Below are 26133 nucleotides of genomic sequence, written 5' to 3'. Positions count from 1 at the left end.
CATTCGCGAGCAGGCTCGCTCCTACGGGACGCGCATTTCACTGTGGGAGCGAGCCTGCTCGCGAAAGCGTCTGTTCAGTCGCTGACGACGTCAGGTTAGCGAAAAAACGGCACATCCCCCAACACCGTTGCCCGCTGCATCACCCGTCGCGCCGGGCGGTAATCGTCTATCGCGTAGTGCTGGGTCACGCGGTTGTCCCAGAACGCCACGTCGTCTTTCTGCCAGCGCCAGCGCACGGTGAATTCCGGGCGAGTGCTGTGGGCGAACAGGAATTTGAGGATCGCGTCGCTTTCGGTGTCCGACAGTTCGTTGATCTTCGAGGTGAAGCCTTCGTTGACGAACAGCGAGCGCCGCCCGCTGACCGGGTGGGTGCGGATCACCGGGTGCGACAGCGGCGGATTCTTGCGCCGCGCTTCTTCCCATTGCGCCAGCGCCTCGGGCGTATTGCCGTAGCGTTCCAGCGGGAACGAGCGGGTGAAATCGTGGGTGGCGGTCAGCCCTTGCAGCATGGCTTTTAACGGTTCCGACAGCGCTTCATACGCGGCAATGCCGCTGGCCCACAAGGTGTCGCCGCCAAATTCCGGTAACAACTTGGCACTGAGCACCGCGCCCAGGGCTGGGGTTGGCAGGAAGGTCACGTCGGTGTGCCAGATCGCGTTATCGCGCACATCGGTGACGGCGGTGTCGAGGATCAGCACTTCCGGTTGTTCCGGTACATTCGGGTAGATCGGATGGATGTGCAGGTCGCCAAAATTCGCCGCGAAACGCGCCTGTTGCTGCGGCGTGATCGGCTGGTCGCGGAAGAACAGCACTTGATGCTTGAGCAGTGCTTGCTCAATGGCATCCCGGTGCTCGGCAGTCAACGGCTGGGTAATGTCGAGGCCACTGATCTGCGCGCCGAGGGCGGTGCTGAGGGGAGTGAGGGTCAGGCTGCTCATGGTCATTCTCTTCAATGCGGGGGCGAGCTTCAGGTGGGAGCGAGCCTGCTCGCGAATGCAATCGATCAGTCACTTTGCTTCAACTGAAACGCCGCTGTTCGCGATCACGCTCGCTCCCACACTCATCAATATTCAGTGGGCCTGGCCGTGCCACGGCACCCATTTGCGTTGCAGCGCGCGCAGGCCCATTTCCATGGCGAAGGCAATGAGTGCAATCACCAGAATCCCCAGCACCACCACATCGGTGACCAGGAACTGCGCGGCCGACTGCACCATAAAGCCCAGGCCGCTGGTGGCGGCGATCAGCTCGGCGGCCACCAGGGTCGACCAGCCAACGCCGAGGCCAATGCGCACGCCGGTGAGGATGTCCGGCAAGGCACTCGGCAAAATCACATGGCGAATCAACTGTGCCCGCGTGGCGCCCAGCGACTGTGCCGCGCGCAGCTTGGTCGGGTCGACGGTGCGCACGCCGGTGGCGGTAGCAATCGCGATCGGGGCGAAAATCGCCAGGTAGATCAGCAAGACTTTCGACAGCTCACCGATGCCGCACCAGATCACGATCAGCGGCAGATACGCCAGCGGTGGAATCGGCCGGTAAAACTCGATCAGCGGATCGAGAATGCCCCGGGCGATCCGGTTGTGCCCGATGGCGATGCCCACCGGCACCGCGGTCAGCACCGCGAAACCGAGGCCCAGGCCGATCCGGCTGAGGCTGGCGCCCAAGTGCTGCCACAGGGTGGAATCCATGTAGCCGCTCGTCACTAGCAGCCAGCCTTTCTGCAATACGGCGGACGGCGGTGGCAGGAACAGCGGTTCGATCATTCCGGTGGCGGTGACTGCCCACCAGATCGCCAGCAGCGCGATCAGGGTCAGCACGCTGATCCAGCGGGTACTGAGGCTGCGCTTTAGCGCAATGGCCGTGGCGCCGGGCTTCACCGTCACGGCCGGAATTTCATAGCTGCTCATGCGCGCTCCTGCCGCGTTGCGGCGCTGCGTTGGGAGAACACCTTGGCGAGCACGTGTTCGCGGGTTTCGATAAAGCGCGGATCGGACTTGATGGCGCGTGCCGACTCACCGGCGGCGTAGCGCTGGCCGAAATCCAGGCTCAGGCGCTCGACGATTTGCCCGGGGTTGGGCGCCAGCAGAATCAAATCCGTGGCGAGGAACACCGCTTCCTCAATGTCGTGGGTGATCAGGAATACCGGTTTGGCGGTGCGCTGCCAGACCTGCAGCAGCAGCTCCTGCATTTGTTCGCGGGTGAAGGCATCGAGGGCGCCGAAGGGTTCATCCATCAGCAGTACGCGCGGGTCGGCCGCCAAGGCACGGGCCAGGCCAACGCGTTGCTTCTGGCCGCCGGAGAGCTGCCAGATGCGCCGATGTTCGAAACCGGACAAGTCCACCAGCGCCAGCATTTCCCGGGCGCGGATTTCGCGTTTTTCTCGCGCGACACCGGCCAGCTCCAGGCCGAAACCGACGTTGGCCAGTACGTCCTGCCAAGGCAGCAGGGCGTCGTCCTGGAACACCACGCCGCGTTCGGCGCTCGGGCCCTTGACGGGCACACCGTCCAAGGTGATGCGTCCGGCGCTGGGCTCGACGAAACCGGCGATCAGGTTCAACAGCGAGGTCTTGCCACTGCCGGACGGGCCGAGCGCCACCAGCAACTGCTGGGGGCCCAGGCTCAAGGAAATATCCGCCAATACCGGTTCCGGGCTACCGGGGTACTGTGCGCTGATGCGCTCCAGCTGAAGCAAGGCCATCGCAGTTAACTCCCGATCAGTTGGTGATGAACTTGGCGCTGACGTACGGCGCGTAGTCCGGCAGCACGGCCTCGACCTTGCCTTGTTCCTTGAGGAACACCGCCGTGTCGGTGATGGCTTTGGTGGTCGGCGCACCGAGGGTGGTCACTTGGTCAGCCGCCAGCGGGAACACGTTACCTTGCAACAGCAATGGAATGTCGCTGGCCTTGGCGCCGGACAGTTTTACCAGTTTGTCGACGTTGGACTGGTTGGCGAGCCAGGCTTTCGGGTCCTTGCGGTAGTCGGCGTAGGCGTCGAGGGTCACTTTGGCGAACGCGGTGACGATCTCCGGGTGCTTCTCGGCGAAGTCTTTGCGCACGATCCAGGCGTCGAAGGTTGGCGCGCCGAACTTGGCCAGTTCGCCGGAGGTGATCAGCACTTTGCCGTTTTCCTTGGCCACGCCCAGCGCTGGGTCCCAGACGTAAGTGGCGTCGATGTCACCGCGTTTCCAAGCGGCAATGATTGCTGGCGGCGCGAGGTTGAGGATGGTGACTTTCGACGGGTCGATGTTCCAGTGCTTGAGCGCGGCCAGCAGGCTGTAGTGGCCGGTGGAGACAAACGGCACGGCGATTTTCTTGCCGATCAGGTCTTGCGGGGTCTTGATTCCGGAGCCGTCGCGGGCGACCAGGGCTTCAGCGGCGCCGATCTGGGTGGCGATGAGGAAGGTTTCCACCGGCACTTTGCGAGTGATCGCGGCGGTCAGCGGGCTGGAACCGAGGTAGCCGATCTGCACGTCGCCGGAGGCGATCGCGGCAATGATGTCAGCGCCGTTGTCGAATTTGCGCCAGTCGATCTTGGCGTTGGTGGCTTTTTCATACGCGCCATCAGCCTGGGCGACTTTGGCCGGGTCAACGGTGGTCTGGTAAGCGACGGTGACGTCGGCGGCCTGAGCAAAGAAACTGGCCGCTGCCAATGAAGCAGCCGCCAGCAGGCGAAAAGGGGTGATGAGTTTCATTGGAGCAGTTCCTTGTCAGGCAACCGAGAGTCGGCGTGATAAGGAGACTAAATGATCTAAGAATCCGAAAATAAATAACTTTTTCGAATGAGCTTATGAGCGGAAGAAAGTTTGCAGGGAGATCAAATGGGCCTGCTTTGTGGTGAGGGGCAAGCCCCCTCACCACAGGGGGCTCACGCCGACAGGTCAGTTACTGATCGCCAGAATACTCGCCTGATACGACCCGACGAACACGTCGAAGTCGCCGACTTCGTTCTGCTCCAACTCGGCTTGCTGGGCCAGCGATGTGCGGGCGCGTTCTTCGAAGATGGCTTGGTCTGCCGCATCCAGCGGTTCGTTGCGGAAGAACTCGGCGTGTACCTGGCTCTGGCGCAGAGAGAACTGCGCGAAGCTCTCCTTATGCTCGGCCATGGCCGCCAGCACCTGGGCCGACGGCGTCAGCGACGGGTCCTGGACCTTGGCCAGTTGCGCATCCAGCGCTTTGCTGTGCGCATCGCCGCCGTGGCTTTGGTCGAGCAACGCGGCCAGTGGCGCGATCTTCTCGAGCAATTCGGTGGCCCACTCCTTGAGCTCGACCGGTTGGCAATCGCGTTGCAATTGCAGGCCCGGACGACGACCTTCCTTGACCACCTTGAGGAAGTTGGCCCCGGCGTTGTTGCAGTTGCTATCGGTTAGCAGCGGGCTGTCATTGAGCGCGCAATACAGCAGGAAAGCGTCGATAAAGCGCGACTCGGTGAGGTCGATGCCCATCGGCAGGAACGGGTTGATGTCCAGGCATCGCACTTCGACGTACTGGATGCCGCGCGCCACCAGCGCCTGGATCGGCCGCTCGCCGGTGTAGGTCACGCGTTTCGGGCGGATGTTCGAGTAGTACTCGTTTTCAATCTGCAGGATGTTGGTGTTCAGCTGCACCCACTCACCGTCCTTGTGCGTCCCCACTTCGACATACGGCGCATAGGGCGTAGCCACCGCTTCGCGCAGGCTGTCGGTGTAGCTCGTCAGGTCGTTGTAGCACGGCGTCAGGCCGGCCTGGGCGTTGCTCTGGTAACCGAGGTCGCTCATGCGCAGGCTGGTGGCGTACGGCAGATACAGAGTGTCGGGGTCCAGTTGTTCCAACTGGTGCGCGCGACCGCGCAGGAAACCCGCGTCCAGCGCTGGCGAAGCACCGAACAGGTACATCAGCAGCCAGCTGTAGCGGCGGAAGTTGCGGATCAGCGCGATGTAGGCGGTCGACTGATAGTCGCGATCGGTGCCGACAAAGCCTTCGGTTTCTTTGAGCAGCGGCCAGATTGCTTCCGGCAGCGAGAAGTTGTAGTGAATCCCGGCAATGCACTGCATGGTCTTGCCGTACCGCAGGGCCAGGCCCTTGCGGTAAACGTACTTGAGCTGCCCGATGTTCGACGTGCCGTAATAGGCGATCGGGATGTCTTCCTCGGCCGGCAACGGGCACGGCATCGATGGACTCCACAGGAACTCGTTGCCGAGCTTGCTGTAGGCGAAGCGGTGAATCTTGTCGAGGCTGGCCAGGGTGTCGGCCGGATCCGGCAGGGCCGGGGTGATGAACTCCAGCAGCGACTCGGAATAGTCGGTAGTGATCTGTTCATTGGTCAGCGCGGAACCCAAGGCTTCGGGGTGCGGCGTTTGCGCCAGGCGACCTTCGCTGGTCACGCGCAGGCATTCACGTTCGATACCGTGGAGGCACTGTTCGAGCAGAGAGAGGTTAGCGCGCTCGCCGAGCAGAGCCAGGCGGCGGTTGAGAAGTTCGCTCAATTTGGATTCCTTCACGCGTCAGTCGCCCCAATATGGGGGTGGGCAAGACGGTCTACAAGGGTGAAGTTGAAACTGGCGTTATCGCCTGGTTTTGGTGCCGAACAGCAATGATCGCCGCGATCCATGTGGGAGCGAGCCTGCTCGCGAAGAGGCCGCACCGGCCGACGTTGAAGTCGGCTGATACAGAGCCTTCGCGAGCAGGCTCGCTCCCACAGAAAATCGGCGCAGCGGTCACAGCGCCGAAATTACCGCAAATCGAGGTTAAACAGCTACAGCACAGCGAACGTGCCTTGTGCTTTAGCGACCAGTTTGTCGCCCTGCATGACATCGGCCTCGACCACCAGCGTGCGCCGGCCCGGGTGAATCACCCTTGCCGTGCACAGCACCTCGCCGTCGGCGACGGCGCGGATGTAGTTGATCTTGCATTCAATGGTGGCGCTGCGCTGGTCAAAACCGTGGGTGCTGGAACAGGCCAGCCCCATGGCAATGTCCACCAGACTGAACAGCGCGCCGCCATGCAGGTTGCCGCTGCGGTTGCGCAGCTCGGGCTCGAGCGTCAGGGCGACTTGCGCCACCCCGGTCTCAAGGCTTTGCAAACGGCAGCCCAGTAGCTTGAAAAAAGCGCTTTCGGTCAGCCCGGCAGGAATGTCCATCAGCGTTTCTTCAATTGCTTGGCGTTGGCGAACAGCGAGGCCATGGCGTTGTTGCTCGGTGCGGCCGTGGCGGTCTCCTTGCGCGGCGCGGTGTTCTGCGACTGGCGCGGCGCCGACCCCGGACGCGAGCCGCGGGCGCCATCGATTTTCTCGCCCGGCGTGTCGCTCATGCGCATCGATAGGCCCACGCGTTTGCGCGGGATGTCGACTTCCATGACCTTGACCTTGACCACGTCGCCAGCCTTCACCGCTTCACGCGGATCCTTGATGAACTTCTCTGACAACGCCGAGATGTGTACCAAACCGTCCTGATGCACGCCGATGTCGACGAATGCACCGAAGTTGGTGACGTTAGTCACCACGCCCTCGAGGATCATCCCTGGTTGCAGGTCCTTCAGGTCTTCGACGCCGTCCTGGAACTCGGCGGTCTTGAACTCCGGACGCGGGTCGCGGCCAGGCTTTTCCAGCTCTTGCAGAATGTCAGTGACGGTCGGCAGGCCGAAGGTTTCGTCGGTGTATTTCTTCGGGTCGAGGCGCTTGAGAAACGCGGCGTCGCCGATCAGCGAGCGGATGTCGCGGTCGGTCTCGGCGGCGATGCGCTGCACCAGCGGGTAGGCTTCCGGGTGCACCGCGGACGCGTCGAGCGGGTTGTCACCGTTCATCACTCGCAGGAAGCCGGCGGCTTGTTCGAAGGTTTTTTCCCCGAGGCGCGCGACTTTTTTCAACGCCGCGCGGGTTTTGAAGGCGCCGTGCTCATCGCGGTGGCTGACGATATTTTGCGCCAGGGTCGCGTTGAGGCCGGAAATGCGCGCCAGCAGCGCCACGGAGGCGGTGTTCACATCGACGCCGACGGCGTTCACGCAATCCTCGACCACCGCGTCCAGGCCGCGCGCCAGTTTCAGCTGCGACACGTCGTGCTGGTACTGGCCGACACCGATGGATTTCGGGTCGATCTTCACCAGTTCGGCCAGCGGGTCTTGCAGGCGACGGGCGATCGACACCGCGCCACGGATCGACACGTCGAGGTCCGGGAATTCCTTGGAGGCCAGCTCCGACGCTGAATACACCGAGGCGCCGGCTTCGGAGACCATGACCTTGGTCATTTTCATGGCCGGGTATTTCTTGATCAGCTCAGCGGCCAGCTTGTCGGTTTCGCGGCTGGCAGTGCCGTTGCCGATGGCGATCAGGTCCACCGAGTGTTTGGCGCACAGGGCCGCAAGCACGGCGAGGGTCTGGTCCCACTTGTTGTGCGGCACGTGCGGGTAGACCGTGGCGTGATCGAGCATCTTGCCAGTGGCATCGACCACCGCGACCTTGCAGCCGGTGCGCAGGCCAGGGTCCAGGCCCAGGGTCGCACGCGGGCCGGCTGGGGCGGCCAGCAGCAAGTCATGCAGGTTGTGGGCGAATACGTTGATCGCCTCGGTTTCCGCGCCGTCGCGAAGCTCGCCCAGCAGGTCGGTTTCCAGGTGCGTGTAGAGCTTGACCTTCCAGGTCCAGCGCACCACTTCGCCCAGCCATTTGTCGGCCGGACGATTCTGGTTCTGGATGCCAAACTGCTGGCCGATCATGCCTTCGCACGGATGCATGGTGCCCGGCAGTTCTTCGCCGACCTTCAGCGCGGAGCTGAGAATGCCTTCGTTGCGACCACGGAAAATCGCCAGCGCGCGGTGCGACGGCATGCTTTTCAGGGGTTCATCGTGTTCGAAATAGTCGCGGAACTTGGCGCCTTCCTCTTCCTTGCCAGCAATCACGCGGGCACTGAGGGTGGCTTCCTGCTTCAGGTAGCTGCGCAGCTTGTCGAGCAAGCCGGCGTCTTCGGCGAAACGCTCCATCAGGATGTACTTGGCGCCTTCCAGGGCTGCCTTCACATCCGCCACGCCTTTTTCGGCGTCAATGAAACGGGCGGCTTCGCTGTCCGGGCTCAGGTTCGGGTCGTTGAACAGGCTGTCGGCCAACTCGCCGAGGCCGGCTTCGAGGGCAATCTGGCCCTTGGTGCGGCGCTTCTGTTTGTACGGCAGGTACAAGTCTTCGAGGCGGGTCTTGGTGTCGGCAAGCTTGATGTCGCGTTCCAGTTGCGGGGTCAGCTTGCCTTGTTCCTCGATGCTGGCGAGGATGCTGATGCGCCGTTCGTCGAGTTCTCGCAGGTAGCGCAAACGCTCTTCCAGGTGCCGCAGTTGGGTGTCATCGAGGCTGCCGGTGACTTCTTTCCGGTAACGGGCGATGAAGGGTACCGTGGAGCCTTCATCGAGTAGCGCGACGGCCGCTTCGACCTGTTGTGGGCGGACGCCGAGTTCCTCGGCGATGCGGCTGTTGATGCTGTCCATAAAACCACCTGACAAATTGTGAAAGCAGGCTCGCGGGCGCACGGATAAAGGCTCGGCGAGTCTGGTTGAGCGGCCTGGCCAGCACCGCTGCCTGGGTCAAAGGCAATCCATTGACCCGTGAAATCGAACAATGGCTGCGGTTGTCATAAAAAATAAAAAGACAAAACGGCAGCCCTGATCAGACGTTGCCTGACACAAAACGCCGCGCATTATAACCAGCGTTCCGCGCTTCGGGGGGCATTGCAGTCTGTAGGCACAATCGCCGGATTCGTGGCGCTGAAGGAAAAATCTGCTAACAATGCACACGGTGCGTATAACGGCAGCTACGCCATAATGCGCGCCGAGCTAAAAGGAGCATCTAATGAGCAGCAACGCACAAACTGCTGAAGGCGAAAAAATTCTGATTGTCGACGACGATCCCGGGCTGAGCAGCCTGTTGGAGCGTTTTTTCGTCAGCAAGGGCTACCGTGCCCGTACCGTTCCGAACACTGAGCAAATGGATCGCCTGCTGGGCCGCGAAGTGTTCAACCTGGTGGTGCTCGACCTGATGCTGCCCGGCGAAGACGGCTTGACCGCTTGCCGCCGGCTGCGCAGCGCGAACAACCAGATCCCGATCATCATGCTGACCGCCAAGGGTGATGAGCTGAGCCGCATCAAAGGCCTCGAACTGGGTGCCGATGATTACCTGGCCAAGCCTTTCAACCCTGACGAGTTGATGGCTCGCGTCAAAGCCGTACTGCGTCGCCAATCGGCACCCGTGCCGGGCGCGCCGGGCAGCGAAGACGAAAGCGTGACCTTCGGTGACTATGAACTGTCCCTCGCCACTCGCGAACTTAAACGCGGCGACGAAGTGCACATGCTCACCACCGGCGAATTCGCAGTGCTCAAGGCCTTGGTGATGAATGCTCGCCAGCCGTTGACCCGCGACAAGCTGATGAACCTGGCCCGTGGCCGCGAGTGGGACGCGCTGGAGCGCTCCATCGACGTGCAGATTTCCCGTCTGCGCCGGATGATCGAACCTGATCCGTCCAAACCGCGCTACATCCAGACCGTCTGGGGCGTGGGTTATGTGTTCGTGCCGGATGGCGCCGCGACCAAGTGACCGTTGATTTGTAGGAGCGGGTTGCCCGGTCACAGGTTTCAAGCCTGTATCGGGCGACTCGCGATCCGCAATCGTGCGAGCATCGCTCGCTCCTGCAAAGTGTGTAGCTGTCGTCTATGAAAACCCCCGTGTGGTTCCCCCAGAGTTTCTTCGCCCGCACCCTCTGGCTGGTGCTGATCGTCGTGCTGTTTTCCAAGGCGCTGACCCTGGTTTATCTGTTGATGAACGAGGACGTGTTGGTGGATCGGCAGTACAGCCACGGCGTCGCCCTGACGCTGCGCGCCTATTGGGCCGCTGATGAAGAGAACCGCGAAAAAATCGCCGATGCCGCGACCCTGATCCGGGTGGTGGGCGCTGGCGTGCCGGAAGGTGAACAGCATTGGCCGTACAGTGAAATCTACCAACGGCAGATGCAGGCGGAGCTGGGCGCCGACACCGAAGTGCGGCTGCGCATGCACTCTCCGCCGGCGCTGTGGGTTCGAGCGCCGAGCCTCGGGGATGGCTGGCTGAAAGTGCCGCTGTATCCGCATCCGCTGCGTGGGCAGAAAATCTGGAACGTCCTCGGCTGGTTCCTCGCCATCGGCTTGCTCTCCACCGCGTCGGCATGGATTTTCGTCAGTCAGCTCAACCAACCCTTGAAACGTCTGGTCTATGCCGCGCGGCAACTGGGCCAGGGTCGCAGCGTGCGCCTGCCGATCAGCGACACGCCGAGCGAAATGACCGAGGTGTATCGCGCGTTCAACCAGATGGCCGAAGACGTCGAGCAGGCCGGGCGCGAACGCGAGTTGATGCTCGCAGGCGTGTCCCACGACCTGCGGACGCCGCTGACGCGGCTGCGGCTATCCCTCGAACTGATGGGCGATCACAACGATCTGACCGACGACATGGTGCGCGACATCGAAGACATGGACGCGATCCTCGATCAGTTCCTGGCGTTTATCCGCGATGGCCGTGACGAGTCAGTGGAAGAAGTGGACTTGAGCGATCTGGTGCGTGAGGTCGCAGCGCCGTACAACCAGAGCGAAGAAAAAGTCCGCCTGCGCCTGGAACCGATCCAGCCGTTCCCGCTGCGCCGGGTGTCGATGAAGCGGCTGCTGAACAACCTGATTGGCAACGCCTTGAACCACGCCGGCAGCGATGTCGAAGTCGCGGCTTACGTGTCCGGTGACGTCAACGCGCCCTACGTGGTGCTGAGCGTCATGGACCGTGGGGCGGGTATCGATCCCTCAGAACTGGAAGCGATCTTCAATCCCTTCACCCGTGGCGACCGCGCCCGGGGCGGAAAAGGCACCGGGTTGGGTCTGGCGATCGTCAAGCGAATCGCCTCGATGCACGGCGGCAACGTGGAGCTGCGCAACCGCTCCGGCGGTGGGCTGGAAGCGCGGGTCAGATTGCCGTTGGGGTTGATGCTGCCAAGAGATGCGGTGTAACGCCCGCCTATTTCCAATGTGGCGAGGGAGCTTGCTCCCGCTGGAGGGCGGAGCACTCCCAAACAGTTTTAAGTGTTGGGGGCCGCTGCGCAGCCCAGCGGGAGCAAGCTCCCTCGCCACAGGTTTTAGCCCTTGCCTTTGGTCCGCGTCATATTCGGGCCGCCGTTCTTTTCCAGATGCTCGATGATGATCCCCGCCACGTTCTTGCCGGTGGTGGTCTCGATCCCTTCCAGGCCCGGTGACGAGTTCACTTCCATCACCAGTGGTCCGTGATTCGAGCGCAGGATATCCACACCCGCCACCGCCAGGCCCATGACCTTCGCCGCGCGCAATGCAGTCATGCGTTCTTCCGGGGTGATCTTGATCAGGCTGGCGCTGCCGCCACGGTGCAGGTTGGAGCGGAATTCCCCCGGTCTGGCCTGGCGCTTCATCGCGGCGATGACCTTGTCACCGACTACGAAGCAGCGAATGTCGGCACCGCCGGCCTCCTTGATGTACTCCTGGACCATGATGTTCTGCTTCAGGCCCATGAACGCTTCGATTACCGACTCTGCCGCCGTCGCGGTTTCGCACAGCACCACGCCGATGCCTTGGGTGCCTTCCAGCACCTTGATCACCAGCGGCGCGCCGTTGACCATGGCGATCAGGTCGGGAATATCATCCGGGGAGTGAGCGAACCCGGTCACCGGCAAGCCGATGCCGCGTCGGGACAGCAATTGCAACGAGCGTAACTTGTCCCGCGAACGCGCAATCGCTACCGACTCATTGAGCGGGAACACGCCCATCATTTCGAACTGGCGCAGCACCGCGCAGCCGTAGAACGTCACCGAAGCACCGATCCGCGGGATCACCGCATCAAAGCCTTCCAGGGGCTTGCCCCGGTAATGAATCTGCGGCTTGTGGCTGGCGATGTTCATGTAGGCGCGCAGGGTGTCGACTACCACCATCTCATGGCCTCGTTCGGTCCCCGCTTCAACCAGACGACGAGTGGAATACAAGCGCGGGTTCCGCGACAGCACAGCGATCTTCATGCAACACCTGTGGAAGAGGTAGATACCGGGAACACCGGCTTGTCTTGAACGTATTTGATGCCCGGATTGACCACCAGCTGGCCTTGGATCAGGGCTTTGGAACCGAGCAGCAGGCGATAGCGCATGGACTTGCGGCAGGCCAGGGTGAATTCGACCCGCCACACCCGATCACCGAGTGCCAGGGTGGTGCTGATCACGTAGCGCACCTGCGCATGACCGTTGGAGCTCTTGATGGTTTTCATGGTCACCAACGGTGCCTCGCAGCGTCGATGGCGCAATTGCACCACGGTGCCCAGGTGCGCGGTGAAACGCACCCAGGGTTCGCCGTCACGTTCGAATTGTTCGATGTCGGTGGCGTGCAGGCTTGAGGTACTGGCGCCGGTGTCGATTTTTGCCCGCAGGCCCGCCACCCCCAAATCCGGGAGCGCCACCCACTCGCGCAGACCGACAACGGTCAAATGGTCAAATGTCTTCAATAGGTATAAACCGGCGATTAACGCGTCCAGGCCTCGGGCGAGACCTGAGCCAACGCTTTGAATGCAGGTTTGGCGAACCAGTAACCCTGCATCAGAAAGACTCCACAGTCCGCCAGGAAATCCCGCTCTCCGGCGCTTTCGATGCCTTCGGCAATGACTGTAACGTTCAACTCCACACACATTGTGACAATCCCCCGCACGATCACCTGGCGAACACGATCGCGGTCGATATCGCGGATCAGCGCCATGTCGAGTTTGATCAGGTCCGGTTGGAAATCGGCCAGCAGATTGAGCCCCGAATAGCCGCTACCGAAATCGTCGATGGCGGTGAGGAAGCCGAATTCGCGGTATTCACGCAGAATATTGGTCAAATGGCGATAGTTATCTACGTGCTGGCTTTCAAGGGTTTCGAAAATCAGCCGGTTGATCGGGAAGTTGAATTTTTTCGCGGCTTCGAGGGTGCTGCGGATGCACAGCTCCGGGCGGTAAACCGCGTTGGGCATGAAGTTGATGGACAAGTGCGTCTGCATGCCCAGGGCCGCCGCGCCTTCGATGGCCCGCGTTCGGCATAACTGGTCAAAGCGGTAGCGATTCTCCTCGGTGACCTGATCCAGCACCGACAGCGCACCCTCGCCGCCGATGCCACGCACCAAGGCTTCGTGGGCGAAGATTGTGTGGTCGCGCAGGTCTACGATCGGTTGGTACGCGAAGGCGAAATCAAAACCCAGCGGCTCGCTTTGCTTACAGCCTTGGCAGCCATCCGGGCGCCCGGTCAAAGATGACGGAAATATAGTCACTCGAACTCTCCTTGCCGTTCCATCCGGCGATGCCAACATTCTATCTGGAGGGCCGAGTTCTTGCGCCCGACAGAAACGGTAGTACAGTTCCGACTATTGGCGGAACGAGGAATTCAAGTGACACAAAAAAGCGAAGAGGACGACAAGGTCCGTCTCGATAAGTGGTTGTGGGCGGCGCGGTTTTATAAAACGCGTGCCTTGGCCAAAGCGGCCATCGAGAGCGGCAAAGTGCATTGCCGTGGCGAGCGCTGCAAGCCAGGCAAGGAGCCGCGCATTGGCGATGAGTTTGTGATTCGCATGGGCTTCGAGGAGAAGACCGTGGTAGTCCAGGCGCTGTCAATCGTGCGTCGCGGCGCGCCCGAGGCGCAGACGCTGTATGCCGAAACCGAGGTCAGCGTCGCCAGGCGCGAGAACGCGGCTGCGCAACGCAAGGCCGGCGCCTTGGGTGTGAGCACCGACGGCAAGCCCAGCAAAAAGCAGCGGCGGGATCTGTTTAAATTTCGTGGGAACAGCAGCAGCGAATAAGCCATCGCTGCCGACCGTTCCTATCCCAGGCAAGTGAACGGTTCCACGTCAAAACTCGCGCACCACGCTCATTGCTCCGACCAACGGCCATTTCACCAACAAGCGAAACAGTGGTGCGGTCACCCGCAGGAAAAATACCGACACGTGATGGGCGTAAGGCGTGTAGAAACCCCAACCCAGCGCCCACACCGCGAGCAGTACGCCGCCGATGTAATCGTCCTGGCCCCAATGGGCGCCCGCCACCAGGCGCGGCATCATAAACAGCAGGGCCAAGCCCCAGACAATTGCGAACTGCGCGGCACTGCGGGCAAACACGCCCATGAACAGCGCCCAGATCAGCAGCACCGAGGCATGGTCGCCGGGGAAGCTTTGGCTGGAGCGGTCCTTCAACTCCCAAGTCTTTTCCAAGCCTGGGAAGTAGTCGCTCAAATGCACCGCGCCGTCGATTACCATCGATGGGCTGCTGTGTTGCCAGTTCATGTAGTCGGCGAACTTGGAGAACAGCATGCGGATAAGCAACATCAACAACAGGATCGCGACAAACCCGAAAAACCCCCGGCGCACGTCGCTCGCGAGGAACACCCAGTCCCCCTTGATAAGTAATGTCAGCAGAATCACGCCGACGACCGCATCGAACGGACGCAGACTTGCAATTGCCCAGATGTGTAGCCATATGGGGTTATTGGCCAGTGGCGCGTTGAGCCGATGAAACAGCCACTCGTCGAAAATCATGCACAGCATCTGGCCCGTGGGCCATAACCAGAACGCCAGCAACGCCACAGGCACTATGTTGCATATAACCAGGCGGCCGAGGTTCCACCTTGCTTGGAACAGCCCCGGATTGTTCATAAACTGCCTCCCACGGCATGAGGGTGCGCACCAAAACGGTGCTGCGAAGGCGCGATTTTCATGTTTTGTAACCATTTTGTCATTACTTCAGATACCCAGACCTATGACTGATCTCCCGGATTCCGACTACACCCAACGCTTCATTTTCGATGACAGCGACACCCGCGGCGAACTGGTTGCGTTGGAGCGGAGCTACGCCGAAGTCCTCGCCAAGCACCCGTACCCGGAGCCGGTGGCGCAACTGCTCGGTGAGTTAATGGCCGCCGCTTCGTTGCTGGTGGGCACGCTGAAGTTCGACGGTTTGCTGATTCTGCAGGCGCGCTCCGACGGTCCAATTCCGCTGCTGATGATCGAGTGCTCCAGCGAGCGCGAGATCCGTGGCCTGGCCCGCTACGAGGCTGACCGGATTGCTCCGGATGCAACACTCGCCGACCTGATGCCCAACGGCGTTCTGGCGCTGACCATCGATCCGACCCAGGGCCAGCGTTATCAGGGCATCGTCGACCTCGACGGCGAAACCCTGTCGGATTGCTTCACCAATTATTTCGTCATGTCGCAGCAAGTCGGCACACGCTTCTGGCTGTATGCCGATGGCCGTCGCGCCCGTGGCCTGCTGTTGCAGCAGTTGCCCGCTGATCGCCTCAAGGACGAAGAAGACCGCGCCGCCAGTTGGCAGCACATCACCGCGCTGGCCAGCACCCTGACCGCCGATGAATTGCTGAGCCTGGACAACGAAACCGTGCTGCATCGCCTTTACCACGAAGAGCAAGTGCGCCTGTTCGACGCACAGAAGTTGCGCTTCCGCTGCAGTTGCTCGCGCGAACGATCGGCCAATGCGCTGGTCAGTTTGGGCCTGGAAGATGCGCAGGCGCTGGTCATCGAACACGGTGGCAACATCGAGATCGACTGCCAGTTCTGCAACCAGCGCTACCTGTTCGATGCGGCCGACATCACCCAATTGTTCTCCGGAGCAGGGGTTGAGACGCCGTCAGATACCCGTCACTAAAACGGTTCAGCGCAGGTAAATTCACTGGTATGTGCCGGAATAACGCCGTTTCGACGGGAGGCCTCTACTCTTTTTGGGCGTTTCTGGCATAATCCGGCCCACTTTTTGTCGCGGTAGTAGTGCACGACTTTCTACTACAAAACGTTTGGAGCACACTCGGCCACTGGCCGACGGGGAATCTCATGACGCAAGCCAATAACGCCGTGTACACCGATCTGAGTGTTGATGATCTGGTCAAAGAAGCCCTGAATCGCGGTGAAGGCGAGCTTGCCGATACCGGCGCGCTGGTGGTCCGTACCGGTCACCGTACCGGTCGCTCGCCCGTTGACCGTTTCATCGTTGAAGAACCATCCACCCAGGACGCTATCGCCTGGGGTCCGATCAACCGCAAGTTCCCAGCCGACAAGTTCGACGCCCTGTGGGACCGTGTTGAAGCGTTCAACAACGCCCAAGAGCATTTCGTATCCCACGTCCATGTAGGTGCGTCCGCTGACCACTACCTCGCCGTGAAAATGACCACCCAGACTGCCTGGCAGAATCTGTTCGGTCGTTGCCTGTTCATCAACCCGGCCCAGTACAACCCGGCTGGCCGTGAAGAATGGCAAGTGCTCAACGTTGCCAACTTCGAATGTGTACCTGAGCGTGACGGCACCAACTCCGATGGTTGCGTGATCCTCAACTTCGCCCAGAAGAAAGTGCTGATCGCCGGCATGCGTTACGCCGGTGAAATGAAGAAAGCGATGTTCTCGGTGCAGAACTTCCTGCTGCCAGCCGCCGACGTACTGCCAATGCACTGCGCTGCCAACATCGGCGAAGCGGGCGACGTGACCCTGTTCTTCGGTCTGTCCGGCACCGGCAAAACCACCCTGTCCGCTGATGAAAGCCGTTACCTGATCGGTGACGACGAGCACGGCTGGGGCGAGGGCGTGGTGTTCAACATCGAAGGCGGTTGCTACGCCAAATGCATCGACTTGTCCGAGAAGAACGAGCCGGTCATCTGGAAAGCCATCAAGCATGGCGCCGTACTGGAAAACGTGGTCATCGACGACGCCAAGCACGCCGACTACGCCGATGTCAGCCTGACCCAGAACAGCCGCGCAGCCTACCCGCTGGAACACGTGGCCAAGCGCTCCGAGAAAAACCTCGGTGGCGAGCCCAACGCGGTGATCTTCCTGACCTGCGACCTGACCGGGGTGCTGCCACCGGTGTCGATCCTCAGCGAAGAACAAGCGGCCTACCACTTCCTGTCCGGCTACACCGCACTCGTGGGCTCGACCGAAATGGGCTCCGGCGGCGGCATCAAGTCGACCTTCTCCACCTGCTTCGGCGCACCGTTCTTCCCGCGTCCGGCCGGCGAATACGCTGAACTGCTGATCAAACGCATCCGAGGCTTCGGCTCCAAGGTTTACCTGGTCAACACCGGCTGGACCGGCGGCAGCTACGGCGTCGGCAAACGCTTCAACATCCCGACCACTCGCGGCGTGATCGCAGCGATCCAGAGCGGCGCGTTGATCGGTGCAGAAACCGAACACCTCGACACCATCAACCTCGACGTGCCACTGGCCGTACCGGGCGTTGAAACCGGCCTGTTGAACCCACGTAACACCTGGGCCGACAAAGCCGCCTACGACGAAGCGGCGAAAGCACTGGCTGGGTTGTTCGTTGAGAACTTCAAAAAGTTCGACGTGAGCGACGCGATCAAGGCTGCAGGGCCGAAGTTGTAACAGTGGTCTGAGGTCATGAGAAAGCCGCCCTTGTAGGGCGGCTTTTTTGTGGGTGTCTGGCCATCAACGACTCGACAGTTGGAATGCAGGCGCCATCCTCTCCTGCTCTCGCCTCGACAATCCCAGCGCTCCTGCCAGGGTCGGCCATTGGCTGACAGCGATTTGAAAGCGTTCGATGATCTCCTCCGTGTCTTCACGACTGACACGAAAATATTCCGCGACCTCACGAGCAAGCTCAAGATCCAACGCATTGTCAGCATCGGTGATGTTCAGCTTCAAGCCATCGGCGTGCGCCACGGGATTCATATCGTATGCAGCCGACAAGCGCCAGCCGCGGCCGGGATCGAGGATAAAGCCGTGGTTGCGCAGGTGGTCATCCGTGTTCGAGATCAGAATGTTGAACACGATTCGCGACCATAGCTCGCGCAGGTCTGCGTTGGGTTCAGATCCGTGCCTGGTCAGCACTTGAGCAAGCTCAAGGTAACTGGCACCGACCGACGCATCGTCGCCGTCCACTCGGTCCGTCATGGTCATGGCGGAAGCAAAATGCAGCCGGCCGCCGGTGGAAGTGCGGTCGAAACGCTTGACCATGAAACAGTGATGATCACTGGAAAAACGACGAGCGAGGCCAGTAGCCACCCGCAGTTCGCAATTCTTTGCTAACGCATTCACCAGCATTTCCCAACCGCCAACGTCGTATTCATCGCGGGTGCTGGGAAACTTTGCGATCCACAAATGCCCGTGCTCGTCCGCCACACTGGCCTTGGGACGAGCACCGCCCAGTGAGCCGCCGGGTGCGATCAGCATTCTCAGCCACTCGCGCCCGTCGGGAGCGGTGTTGTCTGGATCTTGCTCCAGGGCTCGGCTGGCCGCTTCCAACGCTCGTAATTCAACGAAGGGTGGCGCTGCCATTCCGTCGCGATCATCCAGGAAATTTCCTTCGTCATTGAGCTTGTAGCGGATGGCCCCGACCCGGTAAGCGTCATGAACGCCCAAGAGGAAGTCGAACTCGTACAAGCGGGCGCCAGCGGGTGCGAAACCCTCTCGGATGTCTCGCTCGAGTCGCCGCTTCATCAGCAATTGGCCCCAGCGATCAGGGCTGGAGTCGGCAAAGACGCCAAACCGATTCTGATGGTTACCCGGGAACTGCCGGCCTTCGAAAAGCCCGATGCGCGGGTCGAGTGTAGTGAAGTTCAGTTCCGGATCAGCCAGCGCCGCCGGGTCGTACTCAAACTCAAAAACGTTTGCAGCCCTTGTCGTTCTGACATGCAGGAAACCGAGACGTCTGGGACCCTTTAGAGACTCCCAGTCGGCATACACGGCAATCAGTGTCATTGTTCATCCGTCCGTAGATTTCATGCGTTTGGTTTTGATCAGCAGATTTGAAAGCGACTCGGTGTTGATAGGGTAATCCGACGGCAGGGCCGGATTTGCATCAGATAGCTCCAGCACGCTGGGTTGCCGGGCTCCGGTGGCGGGCGTGACTTTTGCCGAGGATCTGTTGCGTGTGCGCTGGCGCTTTGGCGGCGCGTTTTTCCCTGTGAGCTGCGCATCTTGCAGTTGCCGTCCCAATTCATCGACGGCCGCCAGTTGGGTCAAGTCTTTCTCGAGCCCCAGTACCTGCATCACAGATACGTAAGCACCCACGGTGACGCCTGATCCACCTGACTCTATAGATCGTAACGTGGTCAGCGACATACCGGCCCGCTCTGCCACCTGCTTTGCCGTGAGCTTGCGGCGCAATCTTGCCAGTTTGAGGCGCTCCCCCAAATCAAACAGCAACCTGGAGGTGGTGGGTAGAAGAGGCGCAGTTTTCTTGGCCATGTACCATTATTCCTTCATTTCTGGCGTTTTACTGCCAGAATAATAGCACTTATCCATAAGCCTGCTTATGCGAAAAGGATGGAGGCGTTCAACAGGCGGTAAAAATATAAGTCCCATTATTCCAGTCGAAAACTGCTCAAACTGCCAGAATAACGCTACTTATGGAAAGAGCGTTGCTCTCAACCCCTCTAACTCCCGCGTATCCCAGCGCTGTGCCTTCACCGCTCGATACAGCATGCCAATCGTCAACGGCACTTTATCCCCACGTCCCTTGGCTCTACGTTTCTGAAACACATCAAACCCTTCGGGCTGGAAATATCGATAGGCGTCGTAATCCACGAAGTCGATGCCGAATTGTTCCTCCAGCGACTCCATCAAGTGCCGCGCGTCCGAGCCGTCGCACCCCAGGTCAACATTGATCGAGGTGTCGAGGCTGATGGTTTTGCGCTCAGGCAGACCAAGTTCTTCGTGCAGCAACTGCATGAGCAGGTGCATGGCGTGGTCGTCGGGGAAGTTGGGGGCGAGGTTCATGGTGCTTCTTCCATAAGAGTCATGCCCAGGCGGCAGAGTCTGATTTTGCGGAAAGTTTAAAGCCGAATCGGCTGTCATCGGAAATGAAGAAGGATCACACGGCAGCTTCAGATTAAACCTACAAGCGAGTCCGCGAACCCTCGGTAATGTCCATTCTCGGCTTGTGCCGAGCGTTGGATTGGCGACCGAGAGAGACGCATGAGCAGGAGCAAGGGCGGAACCATGATTTTTACGGTGATGGGTTTTCATCCAGGTAAGGATGAATTGGCATTCGAAAAGCACATAAGTCTGTCCGTAAGGGAGTTGGGTACAGTAATGCAATGGACGGACGAGCATGCGCATGTCGGTGCGGATTTTCGGCTGACGGAGAAGCAGGTAGCTGAAATTGGGCGTTTGGCCGTGATGTTTTTTCCGCAAGGATTGGATTTTTATCTAACGTCCTCTGAGTGAGGAGTGTCCGATCATTCCCACGGATGGGAGCGATCGGACTAACGAAAGAGAGTCAGGCCGGAGCTTTCCAATCCAGCATTTGCTGCTGCGCGACCTGCATCAGGTCGCAGCCGTCTTGCGTCAGCAGGTACAGAGCGTGGGTGATGTGGGGGATGTCTTGCACGTCGCCGTGTTTGAAGCATTGGCAATACAGGGTTTGCAGCAGGTTGCTGGAGGCGCGGATGCGTTGGACCGCGGCTTCGAGGATGTCTTGCGGGTCGGCTTGGGTGTCGATGAGCAGCGGATGGGATTCGGTGAGTACGGTTTGCAGTGGGCGGTAGCGCGAGTGGATCGGTTTGAAAGTAGTCATTGAAGTTTGCTCTCTTATATTTGAGGACCACTGCCACCGTGACCAAGCGATGGAGGCGGACTGTATTTGGGTTGGTCAACCTGGGAAGAGATCACCCTGGCACGCCGAGGCGTCCCAAACACAGCCGCCATAGAGCATGCCGCACATAAGAAGGCGGCAAAGCATACAAGGGTGTGCATAAGTTCTCTCTCATTTTCAGGTGACCAAGCCCGAATCGCTGAATTTGCAGCGATGGTCAGGACTATAGGTGTGAGCGGTCAGGTTGCGATAGCCGATAAAGCGTCTGCGGTTGTAGGAACGGGATGAAGGTTTGATAGGCCGTTGCGCACTGGACCGCATCCCACGTTTTTTGCTCTCGAGGACTATGACCTTCGGGTTGTGCCGCCGCAATACAGCCCAAATGGACGGGTTTTGTAGGGCATTTTTGCCCGTTGGAGGACACGGCCTACGCTGTTTGGAAAATGCGTTTCGGCAAGTTTCCAAGTGCTGATTTCCTACGCGCTCGACGGCGGATGGAGTCGACTCCTAGGGCAGGATTGCGCCGGAATGCGTAGGGCATTTCTGTAGGTCGAATGTCGACCCGACGATCGGATTCGCGGTCAAGCCGCTCCCACCGTGTGCGGTGAGATATTCTTTCGCGCCCAATAAGCGTGGGAGCGGCGTTGGTCATCGGATCTCGCGATACGCCCCGTTGTCGAACGCGACTTTCGCCGCCAGCCCGGCCGCAGGCACGAACGGCGCGTTTTTCACGGCGCTGAACGGCATGCCCTTGTTGCCTAGCGACACCGAGCGCTCGCCTTGGTCGAGCTCAGTAAAGTAAGTGTAGGAACACCGGTGCATCGCCTCGTAGCTTCCCTGGGCGCGGGCCATGGCGGCGTGCAGGTTCTGCAGGTCAGCGTTGCTCAAGTTGAGGGTTTTGTTCAGCGGGACGCCCCATCGCCGCAGGCACACTTCGGCAAAGTGACGAACGATCACACCCGGTTCGGCCAGGACTTTCGGGCCGCTGACACCGTTCGCCGACGCGTTGCCGACCAGGGTGCCGTGGCGCCCGGGCATCGGGTAGACGTGGGTCTTGGTGTTGGCGGCTGTTTCCGGGATCACGCAGCAGAAACCTTTCGAACGTTCGTCTTTGGCATAAAACGCCACATACTCTTTGACGTTTCTATTGAGTTTGACTTTATCGTTTTGAAAGTTAGAAATGCCCGGCACCGGGTCAATCGCGAAAATATTAACGGGGATATGCCGAAGTTGAATATCGTTGTTGAGTTCATTGGCCAGCATATGGCAACTGATTCCGCCTCGGCTCCAGCCCACCAAATTGATCTGCGTGGGAATAACACCGTCCTTGCGGAAAGTTTTGATAATTTGCTCTTGTAACTTTTGTTGAGTGACCGTGCGATCGCCGTAGTTGTACTTGCGCCAGAACCACGAGCCTTCAACGATCACGTCCTCAATAGGAATGCCCGCCGCTTTCAGGCGGTTGTATTCCGCTTCGGTCAGTTTCTCGCGCTGCCAGTCGCACTGGCCCTTGGCGATATTGATCGCGTGCCGGACATTTTCCTGCCAACCCTTGCCGAACAAGGTTCCGCTGAGGCCGTAGTCCTCGGATTTGGTGAATAGTTCGTCGGCTTGCAGGTTGCCGGTGCCAGGGCCATCGACCACGATCCACTCGGCAAACTCACGACCGGCGTGATGGGACGCCAACGTAGACACCAGTTCACCATTCCAATAGTTGGGATTGCTGTTATCAAACTTTGTCGCACCGGTGCCGCAGAAAAATACCGTTAATACCGTCATGTGAATAAACTCTAATAATGGAAAAGAGTTTGTACGGTAGTGTTATTTCTCAGGCTGGAAAAGTTGGCAAGTGTTACTTGCTTTTTGAATGAGTGATTGTAAATTTGTTCGCTGTTTTTTACTTGTGGCAGACTGAATTTATTATTCGCGAAAACCGGCTTTCGCAATATGCCGGCGTCAATAGCTGTATCATCCGGTATCGTTTTCCTAAGGACCTTTTCTCGACGCGCCGCGTTGTCCCGCTAGGCTTGGGGCACAGCATGCGTCAAAGGAGTGACCGCTTATGCACAACACCCTGGAACAGGTTTTTGGTTATCCACAGTTTCGGCCCGGCCAGGAGGCAGCGGTCAGCGCCGTGCTCGCCGGGCGTTCGGCGGCGGCGATTTTTCCCACTGGTTCCGGCAAGTCGCTGTGCTACCAATTGTCAGCGGTGTTGTTGCCGCACCTGACGCTGGTGGTCTCGCCGCTGCTGGCGCTGATGCAAGACCAATTGGCCTTCCTCGAGCGCCATGGCATCGCTGCCGGCAGCATCGATTCGGCGCAAAGCCGTGACGACGCCAATGCAGTCATGGCGCGGGCTCGCCGTGGTGAATTGAAGATCTTGATGATCTCGGTTGAGCGCTTGAAGAACGAACGCTTCCGCCACTTCCTCCAGCAAGTACCGATCTCGCTGCTGGTGGTGGACGAGGCGCACTGTATATCTGAATGGGGCCATAACTTCCGCCCGGATTACCTCAAGCTGCCGGACTACCAACGGCAGTTCAACATCCCCCAGGCGTTGCTGCTGACGGCCACCGCGACGCCGAAAGTGATTGCCGACATGCAGGCCAAATTCGCCATCGCCGCCGATGACGTGGTGACCACCGGTTTCTATCGGCCGAACCTGAACTTGCTGGTCGAACCCGTGCGCGGTCACGATAAACGCCGCCGTTTGGTGGAGTGGATGGGCGCGCGCGCGGGGCAGCCCAGCATCGTCTACGTGACCTTGCAGAAAACCGCCGAGCAGATCGCCCAGCACTTGAGCCAGAACGGCTTGCCGGCCGAGGCCTATCACGCCGGGCTGCCTCACGAGCAACGCGAATCGATCCAGAAGCGGTTCATGGCCGGCCAGGCCAATTGCATCGTTGCAACCATTGCCTTCGGCATGGGCATCGACAAAAGCGACATCCGCAACGTGGTGCATTTCGACCTGCCCAAATCCATCGAAAATTACAGCCAGGAGATTGGTCGTGCCGGGCGTGATGGGCAGCCGTCCGACTGCCTGGTGCTGGCCAACCGCGACAGCCTCAACGTGCTCGAGAACTTCGTCTACGGCGATACCCCGGAACTCGATGGCATCCGCTGTGTGCTCGACGAACTGCAAGCGTCTGCGCCGCAAGGGCAGTGGGAATTTCTGCTAGGGCCCTTGGCCGACCAGAGCAATATCCGCCAGTTGCCGCTCAAGACGTTGCTGGTGCAACTGGAACTGCGGCGATTGATCGCCCCGCGTTACGCGTATTACGCCGAGTACCGCTTCAAGTACTTGCTGGAGCCGGATGCCCTGCTGGCGCAGTTTGAGGGCGAGCGACAGGACTTTGTCGCGGCGATCATCCGCACCTCGACTCGCGCCCGTGCCTGGGCCACGGTGAATTTCGACGCGCTTTATCAACAGCATCACGCCGAGCGCAGTCGGGTGGTGAAGGCGCTGGATTACTTTCAGGAAAAAGGCTGGATAGAACTCGAGAGCAAACAGATGACCGAGGTTTACACGGTGCTGGACGGTAACTTCGATAGCGGCGCTCTGGCTGCGGAGTTGCACGCTGGCTTCACGGCGCATGAACGCGGCGAAGTGGCGCGCATCCACGCGATGCTCGACCTGTTTGCCACCGACCGATGCCTGGGCTATCGCCTGGCCGAATATTTTGGCGATGACAATGCGCCCCAACGCTGCGGCCATTGCTCGGTCTGCCACGGCCAGATCGCGCGCCTGCCGCCACCGCCAGCGCTGCCAGCGCTTGTGGATAAAAATTTCGAAGCTTTATGTGGCGACTTTATCCACAAGCACCAGCACCACACGGGTACGTCGCCTTCGGCAGAACGCCTCACACGATTCCTCTGCGGAATCTCAGTGCCGATCTTCACCAAGCTCAAGGCCCGAGCGACGCACGGGTTTGGCGCGTTGGAGGATTATCCGTATGCCGAGGTGCGGGGGTGGGCGCAGTCGCATATGTACGCATGAATTAGCCCGAAAAAATGCACGCGTACTTCTCTGGACCGGTGCGAGACCCCTTTGGGACCATCCTATGGTTAAGGCTCCCCATAAGCCTCTGCAAGCAACGCCTGAGCGTGCTGTTCAAGAAAATCGAAAACTTCCTCTTGGATCATGTTTTGGTATTGCTTTCGACGGCCTTTGGACACAACTCCGTTTTGATCCAAGCACTGCATGACCAGTCGCGCTAACAAGGGGCCTCGAACGTCATAGTGTTCGTTGACGATTTTGACGAGCGTATCGAACCGCTGCAGAAAGTCGGTTTCAACTTTCAGTTCGACTTCCAGGGCCCGCTTTGCCATTTCCAAGGTAAAGGCTACGCATTCGGTGGCGTCCCAATATCGGTAGATACTTGAATTGCCAGTGAACTTGAATGTCATGGTTTCTGCATTGATCCATCGCACGTCCCAGAAGTCTCGTGCGGGTTTCGAAAAGCTTTGCAAGGCTTGCAGGTACCGTGCTTCTTCACGTTTCATTGCCACTGAAACAGGTAACAACAGGCCATTTTCAAGGGCGCCACTACGGCACAACGCAAGGTGGATCAGGAACCGCGACAGGCGCCCGTTGCCATCCATGAAAGGGTGCAGAAACACAAAGCCGAACGAAGCGACAGCGGCTGCCACGAGTGGATCGAGTTGTTCTGGCGCCGTGTTTGCGAACGCCATCAACTGCTCCATGAGCTCCCGGCACAGAGCCGGGTCGGGCGGTACGTAGGTGACCCCGGCAGACCCTCGCAGCGCGTTACTCAAGTGGTTTTGTTCGTGCCTGAAAGCTACCGCCAGATCGTAGGGATTTGAGATCGCGCTGTTTTGCAGCGCGACCAGATATTCTTCAGTGAGAGGCTTTCGTTCATGCGCTTGTCTCAGCAATTGTATGAATCGCTGAGATTTCTGCTCGCTGGGCGCTTCTTTTTCGATCGCGAATGAGTTTTCAGTTTCACTCAGGTACGCCCAGTTGATAGCCCGATCCATCATCTCCTTGGGCAAAGAGTCGATGAACGTTTTCGAGCGGTTGAGTACGTTGTAATCCAGCAGAGACTGGATTTCTTCAGTACGTTCGACTGTGGCGCAGTACTGCAGTGTTCCGAGTCCGTTGAAGTCCACTCGCCAGCGTGTGTTTCTGATAGCGGGGCCGGTGACGTAACTTTCTGGATCAAACAAAAACGTCGCGCTGCCGCGTGGGTTGTCTGCGTAGTCCAGCAGCCGCCCTGAAAAGAACTCCCATAGAAAACAAATCTTGCGCAAGTAGGCGCTGCTTGGCGATTCCTGAATGGCGGTGACAAGGGTCTGTCCATCAATGGCTGGCAGGGCTTGGGCAAGAATCGAGAGATTGACGCCTTCATGCTTCAGCGCAAACATGATGTGTGCGAGAAAGTCATGTTCAGCAGGCGCCAGATTGGGTGGTACAGACAGAGCACCGCCTGTTTTCTCCACCCGAGTGACGGGTTTAACCATTGCTGGCCGCTTCACCGCGATAGCCTTCAAACCCATTGCATCCAGCAAATAGGCATATCCCACTTTGTTTCCCATCTCAACGACTCCCTTCAGGCCAAATTTTT

24 protein-coding genes are annotated in these 26133 nt (G+C 59.6%); 7 read left to right on the top strand and 17 right to left on the bottom strand.

What is annotated here, in order from left to right; translation table 11 throughout:
• Nucleotides 1-95: 95 nt before the first annotated feature.
• From tauD to RG836_RS17750, 7 genes are all read right to left on the bottom strand, one after another.
• Entirely contained in the window at nucleotides 96-938 is an 843-nt protein-coding gene (gene tauD, locus RG836_RS17780) for a taurine dioxygenase (RefSeq protein WP_310847968.1), read from the bottom strand.
• 132 nt (nucleotides 939-1070) lie between these two features.
• Nucleotides 1071-1904 (bottom strand): taurine ABC transporter permease TauC, encoded by an 834-nt coding sequence (tauC, locus tag RG836_RS17775; RefSeq protein ID WP_310847966.1) that lies wholly within the window; start codon nucleotides 1902-1904, stop codon nucleotides 1071-1073.
• Nucleotides 1901-2695, bottom strand: coding sequence for a taurine ABC transporter ATP-binding subunit (gene tauB / locus RG836_RS17770; protein ID WP_310847965.1), 795 nt, complete (start codon nucleotides 2693-2695; stop codon nucleotides 1901-1903). The genes tauC and tauB overlap by 4 nt, the downstream gene beginning before the upstream one ends.
• A gap of 16 nt (nucleotides 2696-2711) precedes the next feature.
• Nucleotides 2712-3689, bottom strand: coding sequence for a taurine ABC transporter substrate-binding protein (gene tauA, locus RG836_RS17765; protein WP_310847963.1), 978 nt, complete (start codon nucleotides 3687-3689; stop codon nucleotides 2712-2714).
• Nucleotides 3690-3875: 186 nt separating this feature from the next.
• A complete protein-coding gene (gene gshA / locus RG836_RS17760) occupies nucleotides 3876-5459 on the bottom strand; it encodes a glutamate--cysteine ligase (RefSeq protein ID WP_310847962.1) in 1584 nt (527 codons plus the stop codon).
• Nucleotides 5460-5728: 269 nt separating this feature from the next.
• Nucleotides 5729-6112 (bottom strand): PaaI family thioesterase, encoded by a 384-nt coding sequence (locus RG836_RS17755; RefSeq protein WP_310847960.1) that lies wholly within the window; start codon nucleotides 6110-6112, stop codon nucleotides 5729-5731.
• Nucleotides 6112-8436, bottom strand: a complete 2325-nt coding sequence (locus tag RG836_RS17750) for a Tex family protein (protein ID WP_310847959.1) — start codon at nucleotides 8434-8436, stop codon at nucleotides 6112-6114. Before RG836_RS17750 ends, RG836_RS17755 begins: the two co-directional genes overlap by 1 nt.
• A 361-nt stretch (nucleotides 8437-8797) precedes the next feature.
• Here RG836_RS17750 and ompR point away from each other — a divergent pair, with 361 nt between their 5' ends.
• Nucleotides 8798-9538 carry an osmolarity response regulator transcription factor OmpR gene (gene ompR / locus RG836_RS17745; protein ID WP_310847958.1) on the top strand — a complete coding sequence of 247 codons (741 nt, stop codon included), beginning with the start codon at nucleotides 8798-8800 and terminating at the stop codon, nucleotides 9536-9538.
• 116 nt (nucleotides 9539-9654) lie between these two features.
• Nucleotides 9655-10968 carry an ATP-binding protein gene (locus RG836_RS17740; protein WP_310847956.1) on the top strand — a complete coding sequence of 438 codons (1314 nt, stop codon included), beginning with the start codon at nucleotides 9655-9657 and terminating at the stop codon, nucleotides 10966-10968.
• Between the two features lie 125 nt (nucleotides 10969-11093).
• Here RG836_RS17740 and rimK read toward each other — a convergent pair whose 3' ends face one another.
• The 3 genes from rimK to rimA are packed head-to-tail and all read right to left on the bottom strand — an operon-like array spanning nucleotide 11094 to nucleotide 13272.
• Nucleotides 11094-11999 (bottom strand): 30S ribosomal protein S6--L-glutamate ligase, encoded by a 906-nt coding sequence (gene rimK / locus RG836_RS17735; protein WP_090327866.1) that lies wholly within the window; start codon nucleotides 11997-11999, stop codon nucleotides 11094-11096.
• Nucleotides 11996-12475: a retropepsin-like aspartic endopeptidase RimB gene (rimB, locus tag RG836_RS17730; protein WP_463401496.1), complete on the bottom strand. Its 480-nt coding sequence runs from the start codon at nucleotides 12473-12475 to the stop codon at nucleotides 11996-11998. The genes rimK and rimB overlap by 4 nt, the downstream gene beginning before the upstream one ends.
• A gap of 17 nt (nucleotides 12476-12492) precedes the next feature.
• The gene (gene rimA, locus RG836_RS17725) at nucleotides 12493-13272 is read right to left on the bottom strand and encodes a S6 modification regulatory phosphodiesterase RimA (RefSeq protein WP_310847950.1); all 780 of its coding nucleotides are present in this window, start codon (nucleotides 13270-13272) and stop codon (nucleotides 12493-12495) included.
• Nucleotides 13273-13389: 117 nt separating this feature from the next.
• Here rimA and RG836_RS17720 point away from each other — a divergent pair, with 117 nt between their 5' ends.
• Complete coding sequence (locus tag RG836_RS17720) at nucleotides 13390-13797, top strand: RNA-binding S4 domain-containing protein (RefSeq protein WP_310847948.1); 408 nt, start codon at nucleotides 13390-13392, stop codon at nucleotides 13795-13797.
• 48 nt (nucleotides 13798-13845) lie between these two features.
• On the opposite strand, the gene RG836_RS17715 is transcribed toward RG836_RS17720, so the two are convergent.
• Nucleotides 13846-14646, bottom strand: a complete 801-nt coding sequence (locus RG836_RS17715; protein WP_310847945.1) for a phosphatase PAP2 family protein — start codon at nucleotides 14644-14646, stop codon at nucleotides 13846-13848.
• Between the two features lie 103 nt (nucleotides 14647-14749).
• Here RG836_RS17715 and hslO point away from each other — a divergent pair, with 103 nt between their 5' ends.
• Nucleotides 14750-15652, top strand: coding sequence for an Hsp33 family molecular chaperone HslO (gene hslO, locus RG836_RS17710; protein ID WP_310847943.1), 903 nt, complete (start codon nucleotides 14750-14752; stop codon nucleotides 15650-15652).
• 182 nt (nucleotides 15653-15834) lie between these two features.
• A complete protein-coding gene (locus tag RG836_RS17705; RefSeq protein ID WP_310847942.1) occupies nucleotides 15835-17376 on the top strand; it encodes a phosphoenolpyruvate carboxykinase in 1542 nt (513 codons plus the stop codon).
• Between the two features lie 63 nt (nucleotides 17377-17439).
• Here RG836_RS17705 and RG836_RS17700 read toward each other — a convergent pair whose 3' ends face one another.
• The 3 genes from RG836_RS17700 to RG836_RS17690 form a co-directional block, all read right to left on the bottom strand.
• The gene (locus RG836_RS17700; RefSeq protein WP_310847941.1) at nucleotides 17440-18711 is read right to left on the bottom strand and encodes a type II toxin-antitoxin system HipA family toxin; all 1272 of its coding nucleotides are present in this window, start codon (nucleotides 18709-18711) and stop codon (nucleotides 17440-17442) included.
• A 3-nt stretch (nucleotides 18712-18714) separates the two neighbouring features.
• Nucleotides 18715-19200, bottom strand: a complete 486-nt coding sequence (locus tag RG836_RS17695) for a helix-turn-helix domain-containing protein (RefSeq protein WP_310847939.1) — start codon at nucleotides 19198-19200, stop codon at nucleotides 18715-18717.
• A 159-nt stretch (nucleotides 19201-19359) separates the two neighbouring features.
• The gene (locus tag RG836_RS17690) at nucleotides 19360-19731 is read right to left on the bottom strand and encodes a DUF1493 family protein (protein ID WP_310847937.1); all 372 of its coding nucleotides are present in this window, start codon (nucleotides 19729-19731) and stop codon (nucleotides 19360-19362) included.
• A 198-nt stretch (nucleotides 19732-19929) separates the two neighbouring features.
• Here RG836_RS17690 and RG836_RS17685 point away from each other — a divergent pair, with 198 nt between their 5' ends.
• Nucleotides 19930-20181, top strand: coding sequence for a hypothetical protein (locus RG836_RS17685; protein WP_310847935.1), 252 nt, complete (start codon nucleotides 19930-19932; stop codon nucleotides 20179-20181).
• A 52-nt stretch (nucleotides 20182-20233) separates the two neighbouring features.
• Here RG836_RS17685 and RG836_RS17680 read toward each other — a convergent pair whose 3' ends face one another.
• Nucleotides 20234-20530: a hypothetical protein gene (locus tag RG836_RS17680; RefSeq protein ID WP_310847933.1), complete on the bottom strand. Its 297-nt coding sequence runs from the start codon at nucleotides 20528-20530 to the stop codon at nucleotides 20234-20236.
• Between the two features lie 666 nt (nucleotides 20531-21196).
• Nucleotides 21197-22327: a hypothetical protein gene (locus RG836_RS17675; RefSeq protein ID WP_310847931.1), complete on the bottom strand. Its 1131-nt coding sequence runs from the start codon at nucleotides 22325-22327 to the stop codon at nucleotides 21197-21199.
• A gap of 283 nt (nucleotides 22328-22610) precedes the next feature.
• On the opposite strand from RG836_RS17675, the gene RG836_RS17670 reads away from it, so the two are divergent.
• Nucleotides 22611-24545: a RecQ family ATP-dependent DNA helicase gene (locus tag RG836_RS17670; protein ID WP_310847930.1), complete on the top strand. Its 1935-nt coding sequence runs from the start codon at nucleotides 22611-22613 to the stop codon at nucleotides 24543-24545.
• Between the two features lie 68 nt (nucleotides 24546-24613).
• Here RG836_RS17670 and RG836_RS17665 read toward each other — a convergent pair whose 3' ends face one another.
• Nucleotides 24614-26104, bottom strand: a complete 1491-nt coding sequence (locus tag RG836_RS17665) for a Fic family protein (protein ID WP_310847928.1) — start codon at nucleotides 26102-26104, stop codon at nucleotides 24614-24616.
• Nucleotides 26105-26133 lie beyond the last annotated feature (29 nt).

It is taken from the genome of Pseudomonas rhizozeae, from assembly GCF_031583775.1.
Taxonomy (GTDB): domain Bacteria; phylum Pseudomonadota; class Gammaproteobacteria; order Pseudomonadales; family Pseudomonadaceae; genus Aquipseudomonas.
The sequence above is the reverse complement of the archived record's forward strand: the minus strand, read 5'-3'. Positions and strand labels throughout refer to the sequence as shown.

What these genes read in the sequence shown, in the direction of transcription:
- tauD (WP_310847968.1), bottom strand. Translation starts at nt 938, where the DNA reads ATGAGCAGCCTGACCCTCACTCCCCTCAGCACCGCCCTCGGCGCGCAG.
- tauC (WP_310847966.1), bottom strand. Translation starts at nt 1,904, where the DNA reads ATGAGCAGCTATGAAATTCCGGCCGTGACGGTGAAGCCCGGCGCCACG.
- tauB (WP_310847965.1), bottom strand. Translation starts at nt 2,695, where the DNA reads ATGGCCTTGCTTCAGCTGGAGCGCATCAGCGCACAGTACCCCGGTAGC.
- tauA (WP_310847963.1), bottom strand. Translation starts at nt 3,689, where the DNA reads ATGAAACTCATCACCCCTTTTCGCCTGCTGGCGGCTGCTTCATTGGCA.
- RG836_RS17755 (WP_310847960.1), bottom strand. Translation starts at nt 6,112, where the DNA reads ATGGACATTCCTGCCGGGCTGACCGAAAGCGCTTTTTTCAAGCTACTG.
- RG836_RS17750 (WP_310847959.1), bottom strand. Translation starts at nt 8,436, where the DNA reads ATGGACAGCATCAACAGCCGCATCGCCGAGGAACTCGGCGTCCGCCCA.
- ompR (WP_310847958.1), top strand. Translation starts at nt 8,798, where the DNA reads ATGAGCAGCAACGCACAAACTGCTGAAGGCGAAAAAATTCTGATTGTC.
- RG836_RS17740 (WP_310847956.1), top strand. Translation starts at nt 9,655, where the DNA reads ATGAAAACCCCCGTGTGGTTCCCCCAGAGTTTCTTCGCCCGCACCCTC.
- rimK (WP_090327866.1), bottom strand. Translation starts at nt 11,999, where the DNA reads ATGAAGATCGCTGTGCTGTCGCGGAACCCGCGCTTGTATTCCACTCGT.
- RG836_RS17715 (WP_310847945.1), bottom strand. Translation starts at nt 14,646, where the DNA reads ATGAACAATCCGGGGCTGTTCCAAGCAAGGTGGAACCTCGGCCGCCTG.
- hslO (WP_310847943.1), top strand. Translation starts at nt 14,750, where the DNA reads ATGACTGATCTCCCGGATTCCGACTACACCCAACGCTTCATTTTCGAT.
- RG836_RS17705 (WP_310847942.1), top strand. Translation starts at nt 15,835, where the DNA reads ATGACGCAAGCCAATAACGCCGTGTACACCGATCTGAGTGTTGATGAT.
- RG836_RS17700 (WP_310847941.1), bottom strand. Translation starts at nt 18,711, where the DNA reads ATGACACTGATTGCCGTGTATGCCGACTGGGAGTCTCTAAAGGGTCCC.
- RG836_RS17695 (WP_310847939.1), bottom strand. Translation starts at nt 19,200, where the DNA reads ATGGCCAAGAAAACTGCGCCTCTTCTACCCACCACCTCCAGGTTGCTG.
- RG836_RS17690 (WP_310847937.1), bottom strand. Translation starts at nt 19,731, where the DNA reads ATGAACCTCGCCCCCAACTTCCCCGACGACCACGCCATGCACCTGCTC.
- RG836_RS17685 (WP_310847935.1), top strand. Translation starts at nt 19,930, where the DNA reads ATGAGCAGGAGCAAGGGCGGAACCATGATTTTTACGGTGATGGGTTTT.
- RG836_RS17680 (WP_310847933.1), bottom strand. Translation starts at nt 20,530, where the DNA reads ATGACTACTTTCAAACCGATCCACTCGCGCTACCGCCCACTGCAAACC.
- RG836_RS17675 (WP_310847931.1), bottom strand. Translation starts at nt 22,327, where the DNA reads ATGACGGTATTAACGGTATTTTTCTGCGGCACCGGTGCGACAAAGTTT.
- RG836_RS17670 (WP_310847930.1), top strand. Translation starts at nt 22,611, where the DNA reads ATGCACAACACCCTGGAACAGGTTTTTGGTTATCCACAGTTTCGGCCC.
- RG836_RS17665 (WP_310847928.1), bottom strand. Translation starts at nt 26,104, where the DNA reads ATGGGAAACAAAGTGGGATATGCCTATTTGCTGGATGCAATGGGTTTG.